This window comes from Chryseobacterium sp. HMWF035 (assembly GCF_003094695.1).
GTDB lineage: Bacteria > Bacteroidota > Bacteroidia > Flavobacteriales > Weeksellaceae > Chryseobacterium > Chryseobacterium gambrini.
Genome location: NZ_QEHP01000121.1, coordinates 49,027 through 71,291 on the forward strand (window position 1 = coordinate 49,027; position 22,265 = coordinate 71,291).

21 protein-coding genes and 2 tRNA genes are annotated in these 22,265 nt (G+C 36.3%); 16 read left to right on the forward strand and 7 right to left on the reverse strand.

The features are described 5' to 3' along the window. The first annotated feature begins 35 nt into the window (after window positions 1-35). The 3 genes from DD829_RS18060 to DD829_RS18070 all read left to right on the forward strand — a co-directional run bounded on the left by DD829_RS18060 (window position 36) and on the right by DD829_RS18070 (window position 753). Window positions 36-108 (forward strand) — tRNA-Met (locus DD829_RS18060). Window positions 109-147: 39 nt separating this feature from the next. After that, a tRNA-Met gene (locus DD829_RS18065) sits at window positions 148-220 on the forward strand. Between the two features lie 122 nt (window positions 221-342). Next, window positions 343-753 (forward strand): hypothetical protein, encoded by a 411-nt coding sequence (locus DD829_RS18070; RefSeq protein WP_108409757.1) that lies wholly within the window; start codon window positions 343-345, stop codon window positions 751-753. 74 nt (window positions 754-827) lie between these two features. Here the strand turns inward: DD829_RS18070 and DD829_RS18075 are convergent, their stop codons facing one another. Together DD829_RS18075 and DD829_RS18080 are read right to left on the reverse strand one after the other, a co-directional pair. Further along, entirely contained in the window at window positions 828-1,034 is a 207-nt protein-coding gene (locus tag DD829_RS18075) for a DUF2945 domain-containing protein (RefSeq protein ID WP_108409756.1), read from the reverse strand. Window positions 1,035-1,364: 330 nt separating this feature from the next. Further along, window positions 1,365-1,946, reverse strand: coding sequence for a hypothetical protein (locus DD829_RS18080; protein WP_076389907.1), 582 nt, complete (start codon window positions 1,944-1,946; stop codon window positions 1,365-1,367). Between the two features lie 233 nt (window positions 1,947-2,179). On the opposite strand from DD829_RS18080, the gene DD829_RS18085 reads away from it, so the two are divergent. The 9 genes from DD829_RS18085 to DD829_RS18125 all read left to right on the forward strand — a co-directional run bounded on the left by DD829_RS18085 (window position 2,180) and on the right by DD829_RS18125 (window position 11,920). Further along, the gene (locus DD829_RS18085) at window positions 2,180-3,604 is read left to right on the forward strand and encodes a TolC family protein (RefSeq protein WP_108410825.1); all 1,425 of its coding nucleotides are present in this window, start codon (window positions 2,180-2,182) and stop codon (window positions 3,602-3,604) included. Window positions 3,605-3,609: 5 nt separating this feature from the next. Next, window positions 3,610-4,608, forward strand: coding sequence for an HlyD family secretion protein (locus DD829_RS18090; protein ID WP_108410824.1), 999 nt, complete (start codon window positions 3,610-3,612; stop codon window positions 4,606-4,608). Between the two features lie 20 nt (window positions 4,609-4,628). Further along, window positions 4,629-5,795 carry an ABC transporter permease gene (locus DD829_RS18095; RefSeq protein WP_108410823.1) on the forward strand — a complete coding sequence of 389 codons (1,167 nt, stop codon included), beginning with the start codon at window positions 4,629-4,631 and terminating at the stop codon, window positions 5,793-5,795. After that, complete coding sequence (locus DD829_RS18100; protein ID WP_108410822.1) at window positions 5,792-6,964, forward strand: ABC transporter permease; 1,173 nt, start codon at window positions 5,792-5,794, stop codon at window positions 6,962-6,964. The genes DD829_RS18095 and DD829_RS18100 overlap by 4 nt, the downstream gene beginning before the upstream one ends. A gap of 241 nt (window positions 6,965-7,205) precedes the next feature. Continuing rightward, window positions 7,206-7,571 (forward strand): BlaI/MecI/CopY family transcriptional regulator, encoded by a 366-nt coding sequence (locus tag DD829_RS18105; protein WP_076389915.1) that lies wholly within the window; start codon window positions 7,206-7,208, stop codon window positions 7,569-7,571. Between the two features lie 2 nt (window positions 7,572-7,573). Then, the gene (locus DD829_RS18110) at window positions 7,574-9,439 is read left to right on the forward strand and encodes a M56 family metallopeptidase (protein WP_116548012.1); all 1,866 of its coding nucleotides are present in this window, start codon (window positions 7,574-7,576) and stop codon (window positions 9,437-9,439) included. Between the two features lie 65 nt (window positions 9,440-9,504). Then, window positions 9,505-10,407, forward strand: coding sequence for a GLPGLI family protein (locus tag DD829_RS18115; RefSeq protein WP_108410517.1), 903 nt, complete (start codon window positions 9,505-9,507; stop codon window positions 10,405-10,407). A gap of 83 nt (window positions 10,408-10,490) precedes the next feature. After that, window positions 10,491-11,051 carry a sugar O-acetyltransferase gene (locus DD829_RS18120; RefSeq protein ID WP_108410516.1) on the forward strand — a complete coding sequence of 187 codons (561 nt, stop codon included), beginning with the start codon at window positions 10,491-10,493 and terminating at the stop codon, window positions 11,049-11,051. A gap of 26 nt (window positions 11,052-11,077) precedes the next feature. After that, window positions 11,078-11,920, forward strand: coding sequence for a GLPGLI family protein (locus DD829_RS18125; RefSeq protein WP_108410515.1), 843 nt, complete (start codon window positions 11,078-11,080; stop codon window positions 11,918-11,920). Window positions 11,921-11,981: 61 nt separating this feature from the next. On the opposite strand, the gene fsa is transcribed toward DD829_RS18125, so the two are convergent. Further along, the gene (gene fsa, locus DD829_RS18130) at window positions 11,982-12,635 is read right to left on the reverse strand and encodes a fructose-6-phosphate aldolase (RefSeq protein ID WP_076389923.1); all 654 of its coding nucleotides are present in this window, start codon (window positions 12,633-12,635) and stop codon (window positions 11,982-11,984) included. Window positions 12,636-12,867: 232 nt separating this feature from the next. On the opposite strand from fsa, the gene DD829_RS18140 reads away from it, so the two are divergent. Next, entirely contained in the window at window positions 12,868-13,350 is a 483-nt protein-coding gene (locus DD829_RS18140) for a YdeI/OmpD-associated family protein (RefSeq protein ID WP_116548013.1), read from the forward strand. Window positions 13,351-13,396: 46 nt separating this feature from the next. Here the strand turns inward: DD829_RS18140 and DD829_RS18145 are convergent, their stop codons facing one another. Next, a complete protein-coding gene (locus tag DD829_RS18145; RefSeq protein WP_108410805.1) occupies window positions 13,397-13,960 on the reverse strand; it encodes a hypothetical protein in 564 nt (187 codons plus the stop codon). Between the two features lie 184 nt (window positions 13,961-14,144). Here DD829_RS18145 and pepE point away from each other — a divergent pair, with 184 nt between their 5' ends. The 3 genes from pepE (at window position 14,145) to DD829_RS18160 (ending at window position 17,739) form a co-directional block, all read left to right on the forward strand. Further along, window positions 14,145-14,837 (forward strand): dipeptidase PepE, encoded by a 693-nt coding sequence (pepE, locus tag DD829_RS18150; protein ID WP_108410806.1) that lies wholly within the window; start codon window positions 14,145-14,147, stop codon window positions 14,835-14,837. A 369-nt stretch (window positions 14,838-15,206) separates the two neighbouring features. Then, complete coding sequence (dacB, locus tag DD829_RS18155; protein ID WP_108410807.1) at window positions 15,207-16,577, forward strand: D-alanyl-D-alanine carboxypeptidase/D-alanyl-D-alanine-endopeptidase; 1,371 nt, start codon at window positions 15,207-15,209, stop codon at window positions 16,575-16,577. 7 nt (window positions 16,578-16,584) lie between these two features. Next, on the forward strand, window positions 16,585-17,739 hold the full coding sequence (locus DD829_RS18160) for a sensor histidine kinase (RefSeq protein ID WP_228408240.1): 1,155 nt from the start codon (window positions 16,585-16,587) through the stop codon (window positions 17,737-17,739). A 124-nt stretch (window positions 17,740-17,863) separates the two neighbouring features. Here the strand turns inward: DD829_RS18160 and DD829_RS24375 are convergent, their stop codons facing one another. The 3 genes from DD829_RS24375 to DD829_RS18170 form a co-directional block, all read right to left on the reverse strand. Further along, window positions 17,864-17,992: a hypothetical protein gene (locus tag DD829_RS24375; protein ID WP_262497974.1), complete on the reverse strand. Its 129-nt coding sequence runs from the start codon at window positions 17,990-17,992 to the stop codon at window positions 17,864-17,866. Window positions 17,993-18,188: 196 nt separating this feature from the next. Continuing rightward, complete coding sequence (locus DD829_RS18165; RefSeq protein WP_108410809.1) at window positions 18,189-20,045, reverse strand: PDZ domain-containing protein; 1,857 nt, start codon at window positions 20,043-20,045, stop codon at window positions 18,189-18,191. 166 nt (window positions 20,046-20,211) lie between these two features. Continuing rightward, window positions 20,212-21,840 carry a M1 family metallopeptidase gene (locus tag DD829_RS18170; RefSeq protein ID WP_116548014.1) on the reverse strand — a complete coding sequence of 543 codons (1,629 nt, stop codon included), beginning with the start codon at window positions 21,838-21,840 and terminating at the stop codon, window positions 20,212-20,214. Window positions 21,841-22,265 lie beyond the last annotated feature (425 nt).

The following is a 22,265-nucleotide window of genomic DNA, read 5'->3' on the forward strand; positions in this document are numbered from 1 at the left end:
AGACAGTGTTTTCGGTAAACACTCTAAAAATACACCGCGGGATGGAGCAGTAGGTAGCTCGTCGGGCTCATAACCCGAAGGTCATCGGTTCGAGTCCGGTTCCCGCTACTAAGTAAACGTTTGTCGGTAACGTTTTTAAAAATATACCGCGGGATGGAGCAGTAGGTAGCTCGTCGGGCTCATAACCCGAAGGTCATCGGTTCGAGTCCGGTTCCCGCTACTATTGTAAAGAGTATTGCAGTTTTTGTGATACTCTTTTTATTTCTTTAAACCGTGAATTAGTAAATGCCGGTATGGCTTAATTTATGCAGGTATCATGATACACCATTAAATCATAATATCATGTATAAAAAAATTCTCGCAGGTTTGGGCGGAGCAATCGCGCTGAACCTTCTGCACGAAACCATCAGGAAAAATTTTGATAATGTTCCCGAAATCAATAAAGTGGGAGAAGAAGCATTAAATAAAACTTTGGCGAAAGCTGATGCCGAAATTACAGATCACGATAAACTGTATGCCGCAACCTTAGCCGGAGATATTATTGGCAACGGAATGTATTATGCAACCACTGCTACTACAGGTTTTAATATCGCTTCCGGATTGGCGATGGGAATCGGAGCCATTACACTTCCGCAAAAGATGGGTCTGGATGAAAATCCTGTTGCTGAAACTACCCAAAAGAAAGTAATGACGGTGGCTTATTATCTCTTCGGAGCTATTGTTACTAAATTTATTTACGATAAAATAAAATAATCTACTATAAAAATTTTAAGGCGGTTTCAAAGTTAAGGCAATGCTGAATTATACTTTTGAAACCGCTTATTTTTTTACATTTTTTTCAGGGAAGAAGCTTTATGAACGGCTGATTTTCCTGTTTTTTCGCTCATGACTTCGTATTGTGGTTCATCCTCTGTCGCTCTTCTCTGCTTATCCATAAATACAAAGTCTTTTTTATGAATTTTTGTAATCTTTCCGTGAGTTTCTCCGTTGCTAGAATTCCATCTCACCATGTCTCCTTTTTTTAATGTGCTCATTTTTGTTTTGGATTTGGTTGTGATGTACCATTCAGTTTTTGTGCCATATTTTAAAGTTTATAAGAGGAAGATTTGGCTGCGCTTATTTAAATCAGATAAGGTACTGTGTTAAATTAAAATATCTCAAATTTTAAAATGAATAAAAGTCAGAGCTTTAAAAATTAATATGTTTTTCTATGCTTCATGCCGATCAAATGAAAGTTCATGTGACTTATGTGTTTAAATTAAAATTTACCTCCGAAAATAAAACTTTGAATTGTAAATTCATCATTAAACAAAAAATCCCGCTTAAAAAAGCAGGATTCCGTATCATTTAATTAAAAAAATAAATTATTGTGCTAACTGATTGAAAGGTGTAAGTGCATTATCATCAGCCATTGTCTGCCCGATAAAATCTTTCTTCTGATTTCCTTTCATTCTGTTGGCTGCATCATTTCCGTTAAAGAAAGACTCGCTTAGTTTTGTGGTGATTTCAGAAGGGTTAAATTCAAATTTTGTATCGCCGTCCACTCCAAGATATCCGTTCTTTCTTGTAAGATTAGTGATGTAGTTGTTATAGTTAATCAGAGTACCTCTGAACATATTATTGTGGTATTCCATGCACTTCTTCGCTTTTTTGGAAGAATTGTTCAGGATGCAGTTGTTCATATTTCCTCTGTACAGTCTCCATTCAAGCTCTACTTTTCCATATTCTTTTGCCAGAGCGGTTTTGCCGTTAGAAAGAATATTCGGATTGCTTTCTTTTTCACTGATCTCTTTTAGATGCTTGATCACTAATGGAACGGTATTTTCGATTTTAGTTTTAGCTTCACCTACCGCACTGAAATCTGCTGCAGGAGAACCTTTCTTTTGAGCGGTAGTAATGTTAAAAATAAGTAATAATAGTACAATTAATAAATTATATCTTTTCATGAGAAATTTTTAAAGCACTAAAATAAATATAATTTCCCGGTTTAGACAAATACATTTTAAATTTATTTAATAAAAATTAACAATTTTATAACGTAAGTGGTTCATTATTGTTAAAATGATGTTTTAAAACTTTTTATGAAAGTCATTTTTTATAATCATTCCCAAAAATTCTTATATATTTTTAATATCTTTAAGGTATACAAGACACGATACTAAAATCACATTTTAAGGCTATGAATCATAAGATTGTTGCTTTTACTCTATTACTTACCACGAAGTTATTTTGTCAGCAGCTTACCTTACAGCAATGTATAGAAAAAGGAAAGCAGAATAATGTTGCTGTAAAACTGGCGGAACAGTCTTTGGAAACAAGGCAGAAAATAGCACAGTCCAGCAAAAACAATATTCTTCCCAAAGTCGATTTTCTTGGCGGATACAACTACATTGGAGAACCCATCAGAGTAAACCTTCAGCAGGTAAAAGACGGAATTGTGGAAGGTTCAGCCAGTCAGAGTGCCTATTCTGCCAATGCGGCTTATCAGCAGATCACAGGAAACCCGCTTCCGCAAAAGGTGCAGAATGTCATTTATCAGACTTCAAAAGATATCATCAGCGCGGTTTATCCTAATTACAATCCCGCCATTGCCAAACAGAGTTATTTTCTTGCCGGAATACTTGTAAGACAGCCCATTTATCTCGGTGGAAAGCTGAATGCTTCGAGAGAACTTTCGAAACAGCAGGTGGAAAGCGGGAAGGCCAATCTTGAATCTATTCAGAATCTTAATTCTTACAATATTTCGCTGAACTATATTCAGATCATGTACCTCAATTCCATGATCAAAAAGCAGGAGAAAATGGCGGAAGCTCTGGAAAGCAATGAAAAGTATGCACAAAACCTTCTGAAAGCAGAGATCATTCCACCTTATCTTAAAAACTGGTCAGATATTGCCAAAATTCAGGGCGAAACTACTCTTAAGAATTTACGGCTTGAAAAGGAAAATACGTTACTGACTTTAAAAGATTTGATGGGAATTCCTCTTGATGAATCTTTGGAAATTAACGAAGAATTAAATGAAAATATTGAAGTCAACAGTTTTGGTTCCTCAGATAAAAATACCGATCTGAAATTATTACAGAGTAAGAAAAAAGAAGCACAAACTACGAACGATATTACAAAATCTCTGTCTAAACCCAATATTTTTGCCATTGGAAATTACCAGTTTTTCAGAAATGATCTTCCTTTAATCACGCCGCCGTGGTTAGTGGGCGTAGAAGTTCAGTGGACACTTTTTGATCCTGAAAGAAGATCCAAAAATCAGGCTTCTGAATCTTTGGTGAAAGAAGCAGATCTGTTAATAGATCAGAAACAGAAATCGGTGGATCTTGCCGTCAGAATTTCTGAAAATAAACTCATCAGCTTCAAAGAGCAGAAAGAAACTTTGGATCTTGCGAGAAAACAGGCATATACCACTACAGAAATGGTGAAAAAAAGAATGGAAAACAGCCTTTCTTCCGTAAAAGATGTAAACGATGCTCTGCAGCTTCAGTATGAGGCAGAGAAATTGTATTACACGTCTCTGGTGGCTTATCAGACGGTGGTAGCAACTTATTTTTATATTACAGGAAACGTCGAAAATATTACCAATTACATTCCTTAAACAAGATGAAAAATTTTATAAAAAATTACTGGGCAGTATGTATTCCAATTGTTGTATTAGTCATCGCGCTGATTTATCTTCTTCAGAGCAAATCTTCCGACAGCAGTAGCAAAGATGCGGTTATAGGAATGGTAGACGCTGAATTTGTGGACGTTTCGGCTTCACTTCCGGGTAGAGCTTTGGAGCTTTTGGTAAAGGAAGGCGATGATGTAAAAGAAGGACAGATTATTGCACAGATGAAAACCTCCGAGATCGAAAGCATACAGTCTCAGGTTTCAGAAGCGGTAAAAATTGCACAGAATCAACTGGATAAAGTGAATCGCGGAGTAGAACCGGAAGTATTGAAATCAGCCGAGAATTTACAGCAGATTGCACAACAGCAGATGGATCTGATGTCTAAAACGTACAGCCGTTTTCAGAATTTATATGCTGAAGGAGTCGTTTCCGGACAGGAACGCGACGTTATTTATTTCAAATACAAAGCAGCCCAGAAAGAACTGGAAACTGCCAATCTTAATGTTCAGCTTTTGAAAAGAGGAAACAATGAAGAGCTTAAAAACTCAGCACAGTCGGTTTTAAATCAGGCAAAAAGTGCGGATGAACTTACGCAGGAAATAAAAGACAATGCTTCTATAAAAGCACCTGCTTCCGGAATAATTTCTACGGTTATTGCCAAAAAAGGAGAAATGGTAAATGCGGGGTATCCGATGATGACAATTCAGAAGGATCAGTCTTTTTTTGTCAAATTTAATCTCCGTCAGAATCAGATGGCGAAAATAAATAAAGGAAGTCTGGTGACCATGAAAATTCCCGGCTGTACGCCTGAAAAAGTTCAGGGAAGAGTGGCAGAACTGGCTCCGGCTTTAGGCTACGCAGACTGGGTTCCGGAAAAGCAGAACGGAGAATTTGAACTCAGAACATTTCAAATCAAAGTAAGACCGGAAAATGCAGGTTCCATTAAAGGACTTCGTTCAGGAATGACAGCACAGCTTATTTTTCAATAATTTAATTTACAAGAAGAACCTTGAAAACAATCAGCCAGATTATCATTCGGGAGTGGAAACGGATTTTTTCGATTCCGAATTTTTATGTGGTTTTATTGGTTATCCCGCCTATAATATTTCTTTTTTACGGATTAATTTACCAGAAGCAGTTTGCAAAAGAACTTCCAATGGCAGTTTGGGATGAAGATCAGTCTTCTGTTTCCAGACAGCTTACGGATATGATGGATCATAGCGATCTAATTCATATTACAGAAAAGGTTTCCAGCAATGCAGAAATAGAAAAGTTAATGAAAGAGGGAAAGATTTTCGGAGCCGTACATTTTCCTAAAAATCTGGAGTCGGATGTTAAAAAAAATCATCAGTCAAACATTACTTTGTATACCAACGGAGCGTATCTGGTTCCTGCAAAAATGATTTATAAAGGAGCGGCAGAAGTTATTATAAAAGGCGGTCTTGCCGTAGTTCTCCAGAAAGCGGAAAAGCAGGGAATGCCTGCTGAACAGGCAACAGCTTTGGTTCAGCCGATAAAACTGAATACCACAACGCTCTACAATCCGGACTTTAATTATCAGATGTATTTAACACCCGGACTGATTACAGTCGGACTTCAAATGGCTTTGGTCGTAGCTTCTGTTTTAATTTTAAATCTTGAATTTAAACGGAATACAATTGATGAACTCTTAAAAATTTCCGCTTCTTCCTCACAGATCGTAGTCGGAAAAACACTTGCTCATCTTTGCATTTCATGGATTCTTTTTGTATTGGTCGCTTACATTGTATTTCCTGTTTTTGAACTGGGAAAACCGCAGACCGATTTCAATTTTTTCCTGATCTATACTTTAATGTCTTTAGCCTGCATCGGCATCGGAATGATGCTTTCCGCAATATCCAATAATCTGCTTTTTGTAACCGATGTGGCTCTGTTTTTTACTTCTCCTGCTTTTGTTTTCAGCGGTTTTACATTTCCGCGCTGGGCGATGCCTTGGTACGATCAGTTTTATGCAGATATTATGCCTTATACGCACTTTCTGGATGGTTTTATTAAGCTTTATTTCATGGAGCTTCCTTTATCATATGCAACGCCTGAGATTTTTAAACTGCTGATTTTTATCGGAGTAACATTTCCTTTAAGCATTGTGTTTTTTCAGAGAAAAATTAATAACTATCTTAAAGAAAAGAGCGTATGAAGGAGATTATTAACATATTTAAAAGAGAGCTTCGGAATGTTTCGAAAGATTCGAGTCTGTTTCTGATTTTGCTTCTCGCTCCGATTCTGTACGCGTTCATGTACGGAAGTATTTATTTAAACAAAGGTGAAGAAAAGGTAAAACTGGCGTTAATTGATGATGACGGAACTGCTATTTCCAGAACATTGACGCAGCAGTTTAATTCCACTTCCATGATTGAAATCGTTCCGGCTTCAAATATTGCCGAAGGACAGGAAAAAATGTATCAGGGTGAAGTTCAGGGGTATTTTTATATTCAGTCTGGATTCGAGAGAAATATTTTATCGCAGAAACAGGCAAATGTGAATATGGTTCTCAATGCTTCCCGTTTTTTACCTTCCAGCGATTTACTCAGCACTGCTACCAAAGTATGTTTAACGGTTGGAGCAGGAGTGAGGAAAACGTACTTTAACAAACAGGGAATGGGAGAAGACGAATCCATGAAAATGACCAATCCCATCAATATGGATTACCGTCCTCTTTACAACGCAAGTATGACGTATGGAGGATTCCTGTTGCCCGGTTTATTGGCGATTATTCTTCAGCAGACACTTCTGATTGGCGTTGCTGCCGCTTTTACTTCAGAAAGAGAAGAAAATAAACTGCTGAATCTTTATGGAATTTCAAAACAGAGTATTTCTAAAATGATTTTTGGGAAAAGCATCCTTTACTTTTTTGCTTTTATGATTTTCGGATTGTTTTTCGCTGTAGTGAATTTCTCTGTTTTCGGGGTTGAAATTCGCGGAAAAGCTATTGATCTTGCGGTAATTTTTGCGTTATTTATTTCTACAATTATCATTTTCGGAATGTTGATCGGCAGTTTGTTTAAGACGAAACTGTTTGCATTTCAGGTTCTTGTATTTTCCTCTTATCCGATATTTCTGATTACGGGATATTCAATGCCGTATCAGGCGCTGCCGAAATTTGTTCAGTTTTTGTCTGATGCTTTGCCGACATCTCCGTTTTTAAAGACCTTTATTTCTATTGTACAATCCGGAGGTTCGCTTTCAGATAATCTTCCGTCGGTCATTCATCTTATTATTTTATGGATCATTTTTGAAGGTCTTCTGATTCTGAGAATAAAATATCTGGTCAGTTCATCAATAACAGAAAATAAAAATCGGGAGTAATCTTTATGATGGTCTGAGGATTTTTAAAACCAGGCAAATAATCCTACCAAAATTTCTTTAACAAATTTTAATAAAATTTATTTATTTGATTATCAATAATTTATGTGTTTTAATCTTTTATCACTAAAAAAATAGTTGTTTGGATGGATTTTATTTCTAAATTTGTATAACTAATTTCTTAGTGATATAAAATTTTCGTGAATATTTTTATGTCACATTTAATGATAAAAATGAAAAGGATATGAAAATTCAGACTTTAACAAAAGCAGAAGAACAGGTGATGCAGTATTTATGGAAACTGGAAAAAGGATTTCTGAAAGACGTTCTTGATCTTTTCCCTGAACCGAAGCCTCACACCAATACCGTTTCTACCATTTTAAAAGTGCTGAAAGAAAAAGAATTTGTAGACTATAATGTATACGGAAGACAGCATGAATATTTTCCGTTGGTTTCCAAGGAGCAGTATTCCGGAAAAACCATTAAAAGTCTGGTGAAAAATTATTTCAAAGGATCTTACAAAAGTGCCGTTTCTTTTCTGGTCGAAAAAAATGAAATGACAGTGGAAGATCTTGAGATGCTGTTAAACGAACTTAAAAAGAAAAACTAACCATGGAAACTGTACTTCTCTATTTCGGAAAAGTTATTTTATGTTCCGGTGTAACGTTTCTGTATTATCAGTTGTCTTTAAAAGACAAGACGTTTCATCACTACAACAGATTTTATCTTTTGTCTGCGATGCTCATTTCTTTATTGCTTCCTTTAATAAAGGTTGAAGACTTTACCATTGAAGTAAGCAATGACTTGTATAAGTTGATAGATCAGGTACAGAATTTTAATACAATTAAAAACTCAAACAATGATTACATTTATTTTAGAATTATTTTTTCGGCTTTGGGACTTGTTTCTTTCTATTTTTTAGGAAGATTCGTCTATGGGATTTTCAGAATCCAAAAGCTTAAAAGTCAGTTTCAGAAAGAAAGTTTCGACGGGATTAATTTTTACCATACAAACTTATCCGAAGCTCCTTTTTCTTACTTTAAAAATCTTTTCTGGAAGAATTCCATCACACTGAATTCTGATCTCGGGAAACAGATTTTGAAGCACGAAATGGTGCATATTGAACAGAAACACTCCTTCGATAAAATTTTTATTGAGATTATTACCTCTGTTTTCTGGTTCAATCCCTTTTTTCATCTCATCAAAAAAGAAATTAGTTTAATTCACGAATATCTGGCTGATAAAAAAGCCGTAAAACAATCGGACACCAAAGCATTTGCGCAGATGCTTTTAGCAAGCCACTTTTCCGGAAACCAGTTGCCTGCAACCAGTCCGTTTCTTAGTTCAAATCTAAAAAAACGATTAAAAATGTTACAAAAACCTAAAACCAAATTCGGGTATGCGCGTAGAATTTTTGCATTGCCGGTAGTATTTTCTGTTGCGTTTGCTTATTTGGTAAATGCCAAAAACCAAGAAATTAAAGCAACGAATATAGAAATTGAGAAAGCCGTTTCTCAGATTAAAAAAGGAGATCAAATTATCATTAAAAAAGATACCATTACTCCAGATTCAAAAGATCGAATTGTCGTAAGTCCAAAAGTGTATAAAAAATCTGAAGACGACAAAAAAATAGCAGATTTAAGCAAAAAGATTCAGGAAAAAAGCCAGAATCTGAAGAATTTTAAGCCTGAAAGTGACGAGTACAACAAAAACCTCGAAGAAATCGGAAAACTATCCGGAGAAATCGGAAAAATTGCAAGCTCAAAAGATTTTCTGAAATCGGCAATGGTGATCCGAATGGACGGAAAAGATGTTAGTATCAACGATTATTTTAAATCCAAAGAATGGAAAGATCAAATGAAAGAGCTGGAAGAGCTTAATATTGAAATTCCTGATATTCCAGAAATGAATTTTGATTTTCCCGATGCTCCTCCAAGTCCGCCCAATGCACCGAAAGCGCCAAACGCTCCAAAAGTAAAAGTGTATTCTTTCCGTGATTCCAGAGATATGAAATGGTCGCCGGAATCTGAAAACAGCTTCAATTTTTCCGAACCAAAAGTAAAAGAATCTGCGGCAATGGCTAAAAAAAGAGCGAAACTTGAGAAAGAAAGAGCCAAACTGGAAGAAAAAAGAGCCAAATTAGAAGGTGAAAGAGCTAAACTGGAAGCAGAACGAAGAGCATTGGACGGAAACAGAAAAGTGTACATTTATGGCAATACTTTCAGAGGTTTCCCTGATGAAAAAGTGTTCAGAATCCATGCAGACAATATTAAAATCGATAATAAAAATCAATCTGTTGTTGCTTCGGGCATCAAAAATCTAAACGGAGCGGGAGATATGAAGATCTATATTAACGGAAAAGAATCTACCAATGAAGAAATGCAGGCTCTGGATTCTAAAACCATTAAAAGAATGGATGTAAACAAAAGAAACATAGACGGAAAAATGCAGGGCGAAATCCGAATTCAGACTAAATAATCAAGTTTTTTAAACTCTGCTGATTATTTCAAAATAACAGCAGAGTTTTTTTTAAAATGCAGCTTATGAAATATAAATTACTCCTCTTTTTATTGGTGGGAATTCTTGCCAATGCACAGATCAACCGTTTTTTCTATGATTACAAATTCATTCCCGATTCCAATAATAAGGAAGACGTGAAAAGCGAAATGATGTACCTTGATATTGATAAAAACGGTTCGAATTATTACAGCAGAACAAAATTTGTCGCCGATTCCACTTCCAGAGCAGAACTGGAGAAGCAGATCAAATCATTTTCCGGAAATATCAGTGTTAACAGAAGAGAAAATCCGGGACAGGTTTCATTCAAAGTAACCAAAAGCTATCCCGATTTCAAAACATATCTTTTCAGAAGTGTTTCTTCGGATCAGTATAAAATCAGAGAAGATCAGAAACCAGAATGGAAAATTTTATCCGACAATCAGAAAATCGGGGAATACAATACGCAGAAAGCAACCACAAACTTTGGCGGAAGAGAATGGATTGCGTGGTTTTCTACGGATATTCCTTTTCAGGACGGACCTTATAAATTCTACGGTTTACCGGGACTGATTGTTAAAATTGAAGATACTACAGGTTCCCACATCATGACTTTGGTCGGAAATAAAAAGGTTACCCAAGCTGCTGCTTCAGAAAAAGAACCGGAACTTCCGCAAAACATCAGGGTTTTCGGAATGGGCGGAAAAGAGCTTGAAGTAACGGAAGATCAGTTCAGAAAAGCGTGGAAAGATTATGTAAATGATCCTGCTAAAAACATGAGGGAAATGATGATGAGGAATACCGATAATTCTAAGATGACTTTTAAAGTAAAAACTTCAGACGGAAAAGAAATCTCAGATCCTAATCAGGTTTTCAGGGAAATGGAAAAGAGAACAAAAGAATCTCTGGCAAAAAATAACAATCCTATTGAACCGGATCTGGTAAAATAGTAGGTTAAATATTTCTTAAACAGGGCGAAAGTAATTTTGCCCTGTTTTGTTTTTGTTATCTTTAGAACTGCAAATCATAAAATATGACGGAAAAGGAAAAATGTGCGAAAGGACTTTTGTATAATGCCAATTACGATCAGGAACTTATTGAAGAAAGAATTAAAGTAAAAGATCTTTGTCAGGAATACAATCTCCTGAAAAATTCTGATATTGAAGGAAGAAATGTATTGCTTAGAAAAATTTTAAGTAAAGTAGGTCAGAATATCTGCATTGAGCCCAGTTTCTGGTGCGATTACGGATATAATATTGAAGTGGGAGAGAATTTCTATTCAAATCATAATCTGGTAATTCTGGATTGTGCGAAAGTAACTTTCGGAGATCATGTTTTTATCGGTCCCAACTGTAGTTTTTACACAGCAAATCACCCCATAGATTTTAAACAAAGAAACGAAGGTCTTGAATCTGCTCATCCCATTACAGTAGGAGATAACGTCTGGTTCGGAGGAAATGTAGTGGTTCTCCCCGGAATTTCTATCGGCAATAACTCGGTGATCGGAGCGGGAAGTGTCGTTACAAAAGATATTCCGGACAATGTGGTTGCAGTGGGAAATCCTTGTAAAGTAGTGAAGAATATTATGAATTAAAAATTTAAACTAAATAAAAAATATTAATGAAGAAGATCATTATTGCGTTTGCATTGCTATTGGGAATGTTGTTTAATGCCCAAAACAAACGTTTTGTTTATGAGTACAGATTTGTTTCAGATTCTACAAAAAAAGATGTATCGATCACAGAATCGATATATCTTGATGTTTCTAAGAAAGGTTCGAAATTTTACAGCAGAGACAAATATATTTCAGATTCGTTGATCGAGGCTCAGTCGAAAAATCGAAACGGAGATTTTTCCAAAATTAAGTTCGGAATGGTTCCTTATGTTGTTCAAAAATCTTATCCCGACTATAAAATTTTGTTCTTCAATCGTTTGGATATGGATGAGTACAAAGTTTCCGATGATAGGGAAATGGAATGGAAAATTTTACCTGAAAAAGAAAAAGTAGGTGAATTTAATGCACAAAAAGCAACAACGGATTTCGCCGGAAGAAAATGGACGGCTTGGTTTGTTGCCGAAATTCCGATTCAGGACGGACCGTATAAATTTCATGGATTACCGGGATTAATTGTAAAGCTGGAAGATCAAACGAACTCTCATTCTTATGTTTTAAAGGAAATTATAGATTTAAAAGATCGGGAATGGAAAAGTCAGGAAGAAAATCATAGATTCGGAGCATTGGTTCCTTTAAATCAGGAAAAATATAAAAAACAGTTTCTGGAGTACCGGATCAATCCGACAAAAGGAATACGGCAGATGCTTTCCAGCGGAACCAAAATCATGATGACCGACGAAAAAGGAAATAAGCTGGATGTGGAAGACATGATTCGAGAGCGTGAGAGAAAAGTGAAAGAAGACAATGCAAAAGACAATAATCTTCTGGAACTGGATTTACTGAAATAATAATTACGGCGCGGAAACGAAGTTTCCGCGCCGTAATTTATTCTGGAATATAAAAGATATATTAAGATAATTTTTGAGAATCTGCAACAAACTGCGCCAATCCGCTGTCTGTTAAAGGATGTTTCAGTAAACTCAAGATCGGAGGAAGCGGTGAAGTAATTACATCTGCTCCAATTTTAGCACAGTCGATAATGTGCATCGAATGACGGATAGAAGCTGCTAAAATTTCAGTTTCATACATATAATTATCAAAAATCAATCTGATTTCCTGAATTAAATTCAATCCGTCAGTAGAAATATCATCCAGTCTTCCCAGAAAAGGAGAAACATAAGTTGCACCCGCTTTTGCAGCCAAAAGAGCCTGTCCCGGAGAGAAAATCAGCGTACAGTTCGTTTTGATGCCTTTATCTGAAAAATATTTTAATGCTTTGATTCCGTCTTTGATCATCGGAATTTTCACCACGATATTCGGGTGGATTGCTGCCAATTCGTCTCCTTCTTTAATCATTTCTTCATACGTTGTAGAAAGAACTTCTGCAGAAATATCTCCGTCTACAATTTCGCAGATGGCTTTGTAATGATTTTTAATTGCTTCAGCTCCCTGAATTCCTTCTTTTGCCATTAAAGACGGGTTGGTTGTTACCCCATCAAGAATTCCAAGATCTTTCGCTTCTTTTATTTGCTCTAAATTAGCAGTGTCAATAAAAAATTTCATTTGTTTTACAGATTTATTTTGTACAAAGATAATCATTCCTTTTTGAGTGGAAAATTAATTAAAGATGAGATTCCGCATTCAGGAAGAGTTTCTGTTAAAACAAAAGTGAATAGTAGAGAATTACGATTCCCATCCTTCGGAGGGGTGGCAAAAAATCAAAGAATTTTTGACGGGGTGGTTAAAGATTTACAGTTTTAAAATAATCACTAATTTAGTTAATAATAAAGCAGTAATGAAAAACCATTTCACCGCGAAACTCGAAATTATCGGAATTAATCCGTTTGTTTTTCTTCCTGAAGAAATTCTTGCCGCCGTATTTGAAAATTCAGGCAAAAATAAAAGTCCGATTCCCGTAAAAGGAACAGTGAACGGCAAAGAATTTAAGCAGAATTTAATGAAATATAAGGGGGAATGGCGGTTGTATATTAATGTAACCATGCTAAAAGATTCCCCGAAAAGGATTGGCGAAACGGTAGATATTTTTATTGAGTATGATAACTCCGAGAGAAAAATTTCTATGCATCCTGACTTGGAGAAAGCCATCAACGAAAATCCTGTCGCCTTAAAAAACTTTGAAAAATTAAGCTCTTCAAGAAAATCAGAGCTGATAAAATATATCAATCATCTGAAAACTGAAAAAAGCATCCAGAGAAATATTCAGAAAATCATTCAGCATCTGAAAGGAGAAACAGACTTTTTCGGCAGGAAAATTTAATAAAAAGAAAAAAGATCCGAAGACAATTTCTTCGGATCTTTCACAACTATGAATTTAAAGCTTTGCTTAACTTTACAGCATCCTGATTGGTAGGATCGTACTGTAAGGATTTAGCAATATGCTCCTTTGCTTTATCAGGATTGCTCTGCTGTTCGGAGAATGCTACGTAAAAATAAGCGTATGCCAGATTTTTCTTATTCTGTTCCACCTCTTCAGGCTTTACCGTTGCAATATACTTTTCATAAGCCAGTTTTGCATTGGCATCATCTTTCGCAGACTGATAGGCATAAGCCTGACTATAATAAGATGGCGCCCAATCCGGTACTAAAGCCGAAATCTTTTTCCATGTATCAATTGCGTTTGTCCAGTCTGAAGCATCCTGATACGCTCCGGCTAATTTTGCCAAAGCTTCGGTATCTTTCGGGTTCGCTTCGATCTGTTTTTTTAGACCGTCAATCGTTGGATTTCCTGTCGACTGAGCGGTTGTTGTGGTTGTTTTTGCAGCAGTTGTACTGTCTGTCTGTGTCGTCTGCGCATTTACAAAACTTGCGGTTCCTATAAACATCAAACCTAAAAACAGGTTTTGAATATTACTTTTAATCATTTTCATAATCTTACATTTTTCAAGTTGATAATTAAAGTTCAATTATAATTCCATAAACGTCTAAATTTTAGAACCTTTAAACTTTTTTGGAAAATATTAACGGGATTCTATGTTTTTTTATCATTATTTTTGATTCGCTGCAGATTCGGTTATCTTTGTAACACAACGATTATAAGACAAATCATCCGTTATGAATATCATTTTGGCATCAACTTCCACACTTTTTGGTGGAGCATATCTGGAATATCTGAGAGAAGAATTAATCAAATTATATGATGGAATCGACGAAATCATTTTCGTGCCTTTCGCCAGACCGGGCGGAATTTCTCATGACGATTATACAGCAAAAGCACGTTATTTTTTTGAAACCATAAATATTAAAGTGAAAGGTCTTCATGAATTTGAGGATAAAACAAAAGCCATAAATAGTGCAAAAGCATTTTTTACAGGGGGTGGAAATACTTTTTTACTGGTAAAAACTTTACATGAAGAAGGCTTGATGAATGTTTTGAAAGAAAATGTTGAAGGCGGAAAACCTTATCTGGGATGCAGCGCAGGAAGCAATATCGGCGGACAGAATATGAGAACAACGAACGATATGCCGATTGTATATCCTCCAAGTTTTGATTGTATGGGGCTGGTTCCGTTCAATATCAATCCGCATTATCTTGATCCGAATCCTGAACTTAAACATAACGGCGAAACGAGAGAAACCAGAATTAAAGAATTTTTAACACAGAATGACTTAAAAGTTGTCGGACTTCGTGAAGGCAACTGGATCAGAAGAATGGGCGATAAAATTACCGTTGAAGGAACCGAACTCACGAGAATCTTCGAAAAAGGAAAAGAGCCTTATGAAATCGAACCCGGAACTGTACTGTAAATTTTATTTTAATTATATTTGAATTGAAGAATTTGATTTGTAATCATATGTAAATAAAATCAGATGCTTCGCAGGTTCAGCATGATATTTCTAATACTAACTGTTTTATTTCAACAGTTTATTTGTAGCAGTGTCATGCTGAGCTTGTCGAAGCACATCAATAAAGCGATCAAAAGAATAAAAATCAAAGATTTTTAAAAACTATGGTGAGCTTTTTCATTTATAATGATCAGCTTTAAATAAAAGTTTAGTTCATCTTTTGTGACTTTTGTGATTAAATAAAAGTTTAGACAGACTTAAAAACATGCTGAAAAAATAAAGCAGATGCTTCATTTCTAAAAAGAAAATAAAAAGTTTATAAAAAACGCAATGAAAAAGACATTGGCTGTTCTTACATTATCCACGCAGATTATTTTTGCCCAAAATATTACTCAGAAACTGGATGAAGCAACCAAAAACCTGATGAATTCTTCAGGGGCAATTTCGTCTAACTTATCATTTTATGTTTCCGATGAAAACGGAAATTTTATTTACGAATATCAGGGAAATAAAGGACTTTCCACAGCTTCTACGCAGAAAATATTTACTGCCGGAGCAGCTTTGGAGATTTTAGGAAAGAACTACACCTACAAGACTACTTCATCATATTCGGGAAATATTTCTGGTGGAAATCTGAACGGAAACCTTTTCATCAGTTCAACCGGAGATCCCACATTGGGAAGCTGGAGATATGAAGCCTATAAACCCGAAAATTTTAAGCAGAAATTAATCGATGCCATAAAAAAATCCGGAATTAAAAAAATTTCAGGAGATCTTGTGATCGACGATTCTTACTTTGATCATCAGACGATTCCGGGAGGATGGCCATGGAATGATCTTGGAAATTACTACGGGGCCGGAGTTTGGGGGATCAACTGGCGCGAAAATCAGTTCGATATCAATATCAACGGAAATGAATTCAAAAGCTTCTCTTATCCGCTTGAAGGGGTTAACTGGCTGAATGATCTTAAAGTGGGCGGAAGTTCAGATCAGAGTCTGATTTTTACGGCTCCGCATTCTGATGTTGCGCTGATTAACGGAACTTTACCCGCCAAAACGGTTACGGTTTCCGGTGCGGTTCCCAATCCGCCTTTGCAGCTTGGTGCGGAAGTGAAACAATGGCTGAAAGATTCGGGAATTGATTTTTCGGGGAAAGTGGTTACCAATTCCCAACTGGAAATTGAAGGAAAAAAAACATTGCAGGCTCCTAAAAATAATATTATTCTTACCCACGAATCGCCGACTTTGGATAAAATCATCTATTGGTTTCTGAGAAAAAGTATCAATTTTTACGGTGAAACTTTAATAAAAACGTTAGGAAAAGAGAAAAAAGGCGATCCAAGTTTTAAAAGCGGAGTGGCTTATTTAAAAGAATTCTGGAAATCAAAGGGCATCAACCCGAATATGATTAATTTTGCAGACGGAAGCGGACTTTCTCCGCAAAATTATGTTGCGGCAAAAGCAGAAGTTCAGGCTTTGCTGTACGCCAGAAAACAGACTTGGTTTGAATCTTATTATGATGGTTTTCCAACACATGATAACGGCATGAAAATGAAAAGCGGAACGATGAGCGATACCAAATCTTATGCAGGATATCACACCTCAAAAGACGGAAAAAAATATGTTTTCTCCATTATCATCAACAATTATGAAGGAAGCGGAAGTACAGAACTGCAGAAGATCCTGAATGTTTTAAAATAAATTTGCTTTGAAGAAATCCATATTTGCAAGACTTAACAACTGGATTATTTTTACGCTGATGACAATTGTTGTCTTAACGATTGTTATTGCTTCTACGATCCTTTTTAATTTCCTCCGAAAAGAAGAAGTAAAAAGGGTAGACATTTTAGTCACTGCGCTGAAATTTCAGCAGGAAGTGAAAGTTCCGAGTCTGGAAATTCAGGCTTTGCTGCTGCAGATTTACAGTTCGAATACCACGATTCCGGTGATTATTCTCGATAAGAACGGACAGATTATCGAGCATAAAAATATTCCGCAGGATATTGAAAATAATTCTGCTGAAATTGTTGCTTTGGCTTACAAAATGGCTAAAAATTATCCGCCGATCGAAATAAAAGTTCCCAATGCAAACAATCAGTTTGTATACTATGATAATTCAGAACTGCTGAATAATCTTCGGTATTCTCCCTATATTTTAGGGTTTTTCATTCTGTGTTATTTTCTTTTTTCATTCTGGTTTTTACGGACGATTAAAAAAACGGATGAAGGCTATCTTTGGGCAGGTCTGGCTAAAGAAACTGCACATCAGATCGGAACTCCATTGTCTTCGATGATCGGCTGGATGGAAATTATGAAGCTGGATACTCCGGATTCTGAAGGCGTTCATGAAATTGAAAAAGATATTGAAAGGTTAAGAACTATTTCCGAGAGGTTTTCGAAGATCGGTTCTGTTCCGGAACTGAATGATAAAGATTTCAACGCGACCATTCAGGAAAATTACGATTATCTGAAAACAAGAATTTCAAGAAAGATCAATTTCGGACTTCACCTTCCCAATTACACGATTTTGGTTCCCCATAATAAAATCCTGATGAGCTGGGTGATTGAAAATCTGGTAAAAAATGCAGTGGATGCGATGAAAGGAGAGGGCTCTATTTCTATGTCGGTTTTAGAAAGAAATAAAAATATTGTTGTTGAAGTTCAGGATACGGGAAGCGGAATGACGAAACAACAGGCAAGAAATGCTTTCAAACCCGGTTATTCCACCAAAAAACGAGGTTGGGGACTGGGATTGTCTCTTGCAAAAAGAGTGATTCAGGAGTATCACAACGGAGATATTAAAATTTCCCAGACTGAAATAGGAAAGGGAACGACTTTTAGGATTACAATTAAAAAAGGGTAAATTGTTTCAGGAATGTGCTGCGTAAAGTTTGTCATTCCGGAGGAATCTAAGCTGTGAAATTTATATTTTGATTTTTGTTAACTGACAATTTTTTATTGAATATTTATAAGGAGTGACCTGAATTTTAGCCCTGATTGAAGCTTTGTTTGAGCTCATTTTGTGTATTTGGGGTTTGCGGCGGCAAAGCCGCAAACCCCAAATACACAAAATAGCGAGTGCGGAAAGCAGGAAAAAGCTCCTGAAAATTAGCCATTATTTACAGCATTTACAAAGACTTCGACAAGCTCAGTCTGACAAAATTTCAAAATAGCAGTTGGATTTAGCAATGTCATGCTGAACTTGCAGAAACATCCGTTTGCTCAAAAACTCTTGCTGCCCACATTGACAGTAAAAAAGCGGAGAAAATTCCCCGCTTGATTACTAAGTCCTAATTTTACTCTTAACTGCATTTATTTTTTTCCGGTTAACCACTGATCCTGTAATTTTTGTTCAGCGGCTGTTGGATTAGATTTGAACTGAAGCGTTTCGATCGTCATTTTATCCAGAATTGCTTTCCCTTTAAGATCGATTTTCTCTGTTTTGTCACCATTCTTTCTAAGAACTGTTACTGTTACGTTTTGTCCTTCCTTCACAGATTTCGCATATTCTACAAACGACTGGATATTCTGAACGTTGATGGTTTTTCCGTCCAGAGCAACGATTTTATCAGTGATTTTAAATCCGATGCTTTTTGAGAAAGGAGACAGGGCAGAGCTTTCGTCGAATACAAATGCATTATCCTTATCATCAAAACCGGTCTGTTGAGGATCTTTAATGAACCAGAAAATCGGTGGAGTTTCCTGTTTTTTTGCTTCTACACCTACAAGACTCAGATATTGTGCATAAGGAGTCGGCTGATCTCCTGCAATGTATTTGTTATAGAAATCTTTTACCTGAGGATACCCTGTAACTGTTACCAGTTCGTCAATCAGTTTATCGTCTTTAAACGGTTTGTTTTCCCCAAATCGCTGAGACAGTTTTCTGATCATGTCACGATAGCCCATTTCTCCGTTAGACAGCTTTCTCAATTCGATATCCAGACACATCGCAAGAAGCGCACCTTTTTCATAAACGTTTCTATACTGGTCTTTATATTCGTCCTTCAGAACATTTTTACTCATTACCGTAAAAGGCATCGTATCGTTATAGTTCTTGGAGTTGGCGATTTTTTCGCTCATTCTCTGAAGGAATTCGTCTTTTGTGATCAGACCTTCCTGAATCTGGAATAAATTTGCAAAATACTCCGTTCCGCCTTCATACATCCACAAATGCTGAGACATTTTCGGATCTGCATAATCGAAATAGTGAATTTCTTCCGAATGTGTTTTCAGAGGATTTACCGTGTGGAAAAACTCATGAGAAACAACGTCTGTAATGGTTTTGTCAATCGCATCTTTTGGCATCATTTCAGGCAGGACAACACTTGTGGATTCGTGGTGTTCCAAAGCTCCGAAACCTTTGATATGCGGTTCTTCCATCCCCGAAAGGTAAAGCATGATCGCATATTTTTTGTTGGTGTTCATGTCACCTAAGAATTTCTTCTGGGCGATCACCGTTTTCTCAAGATTTTCTTTGAAATCAGCGGCTTTGTATTTTCCTGTCGGAGAATAAACGCCCAATACAAGATCCATTCCTCCCGCATTGAACGTCACATAATCCGGTTTTGTGTACATTAGCGGAGAATCGGTCACTTTTGCATAATTCGCTAAAGTATAGGTATCTGTAGATTCAGATTTATCCTGATCCACCAAAGCGGTTGTGCCGTAGAAATCTGTCGGTTTCTGGATAACCAACTGATAAGGAACATCCTGCATATTATCGATGTAACCTATAAATCCGTGGGTATTGATTAAATAAACTTTTCCGGTTTCAATATCTGTTCCCGAAGGTGAAAATACCGCTTTGTGTTTGGAATCGTCCATTTCTTCATCGAAACTGTCATTCACAAGATAAGTTACTTTGCTTAAATTCTGAGCGTTTTTCAGAGCGTAAGTGTTGTCATTTACTTTTGTGAAAGCAATCTCTTTTCCTTTGTTATCTAAAAATTTAATTCCTTCCACAAATCTTCCGTAATCGTCTACAGAATAAGTTCCGGGAACTGTTTTAGGAAAATGAAACTTCACGTCACCGGATTTCATTTTTGGAAACTCCATCGTTACGGCAACCTTATCGTCTTTTACATTTACCAGATCTATCGTAGTTTTTATAGACTGTGCATTTACAAAAAACGCAGCCAGTAATCCTAAACTTAGTGCTATTTTTTTCATTGAGTTCAAATTATATCTAAGTAGTTGATGAAAAACTGATTTTGTTACTTTAAAAGTTTTAAATTTTTGTTAAAATTTACAGAGAGTAATTAATTTAATACTGATTCCTGAATAAATGAAACAAAAAAGCAAAACCGAAAAACGATTTTGCTTCTATGACTAAGTTTTACTGTACCTTTTTATAATCGATATAATAATTCTCGTTAAACTGTACCGGATTTCCTTTTTTAAGTTTTACAGTCTGCCATTGCTCGGTTGGATTAATGGTGATTCCGTCAACAATAATAGGAAGTTTTAAATTCTTTACAACGTTGTTGTAGCGGAATTTCAGTTCTTCACCTTTCTGAGAATATTCCAGTGTCGGAATTTTTGTGGTTCTCAGATATTGATTGAACACACTCGAAAAATCAATTCCGGATTTCTTTGAAATATAATTTTCGATCTGTTCGGTGGTAACCGTCTGATGATAAAAATCTTTATTAATTCCTCTTAAAATTTCTCTGAATTTCGTATCGTTATTGATGATCTGACGGATCGTGTGAAGCATACTTGCGCCTTTTGGGTACATATCACCGCTTCCTTCATTTCTTACGCCGTATTTCCCGATGATCGGAACATCATTTTGAATACCATTGCGGATTCCCTGTGCATAAATATCCGCAGATTTTTTGTCCATATATTTTTCGGTGAACAAGACTTCGGAGTACATGGTAAAACCTTCGTGTACCCACATATCTGCCTGATCTTTTGCGGTAATATTATTCGCAAACCACTCATGTCCGCTTTCATGAACAATGATGTAATCCCAGTTTAATCCAACTCCCGTTCCGGAAAGATCCTGCCCCAGATAACCGTTTTGGTAAGCATTTCCGTACGCAACGTTACTTTGGTGCTCCATTCCCAAATAAGGGGAATCTACAAGCTTGTAAGAATCTTCATAGAATGGATAGGGTCCAAACCAGTATTCAAAGGCTGAAAGCATTGGTTTTACCTGCTGAAACTGTTTTTTTGCTTTGTCTAAATTATAATCAATTACCCAGTAATCCAGATCCAGTTTCCCTTTTTCTCCGTTAAAAGTATCTTTGAAGTTCACATATTTTCCAATATTCGGAATGATAGAGTAGGCGTTAATCGGATTTTTAACTTCCCATGTGTAAGCCATTTTATCGCCTTCTGCTTTTTTGCTGATTAGTCTTCCGTTTCCAACCCCCACTAAATCTTTGGGAGTAATGATTTTCATCACAACGCCATTGTCGGGTTCATCGTCCCAGATATCTTTGGTAGGAAGCCAGATAGAAGCTCCGATTCCTTCGTCGGCAACGCTCATCCACGGATTTCCGTTTTCATCTTTTGTGAAAACCCAGCCTCCGTCCCAAGGTGCACGTTTTGCAATGGTTGGATTTCCGGAATAGGTGACGTCAATAGTATATTTTTTACCTTTTTTAAAGCTTTTATTGGTTTTGATCCAGATAAAATCGCCGTCCTGTTTATATTCTGCAACCGGAAAGCTGGCTTCCACTTTATCTGCTTTCATCGGCTGCTGAAGATCAATCTGAAACGTAGGGTTTGTAACGTCTTTAATGATCTCAAAACTGATCTTGTTGTTTCCTTTAATGCTTTTCTGGGCAAAATCCGGTTCTACGGAAAGGTCATATTTTTTGACGTCCCAAAAGTTTCGGAATTGTGTATTGGAACCTTTTAAGGTATCCTGTTTCGTGAAAACCTTATCTTTCTCGAAAAACTGTCCGAAAGAAAGACTTGCTGCAAACAAAAGCGTATATGAAAGTTTTTTCATCTGAATTAAATTATAATCGCTAAAATAGAAATTTAATAGACGTAAAATTCAGCTTATCTAAATTATTACGATCTTTTTAATTAGACGAAAGAAGTAAAAGTTTGTTACATTCTTTGTTGTTATCATTTCGTAATCAATGGTTTCCCAAGTAAAATTCCCCTCCTTTGGAGGGGTGGCAAAAATTCTTCAGAATTTTTGACGGGGTGGTTAAAAAATACAATCCGCAAAAGACTTACTATCAATATTTTCAGAAACAATTCTTTTCCACACAAAAACCCTAGCCGCGATTGCAGCAATTGTCTGAGCTCATTTTCAAGATTCAGGTTTTGCGGCGGCTTTGCTAGTCATGGTCGGAAGAAATCCGACCTCTTTTATGTTTTGAAAACTTTGTCTGGATTTCCTCCTGCAAAAATGATTAATACAGC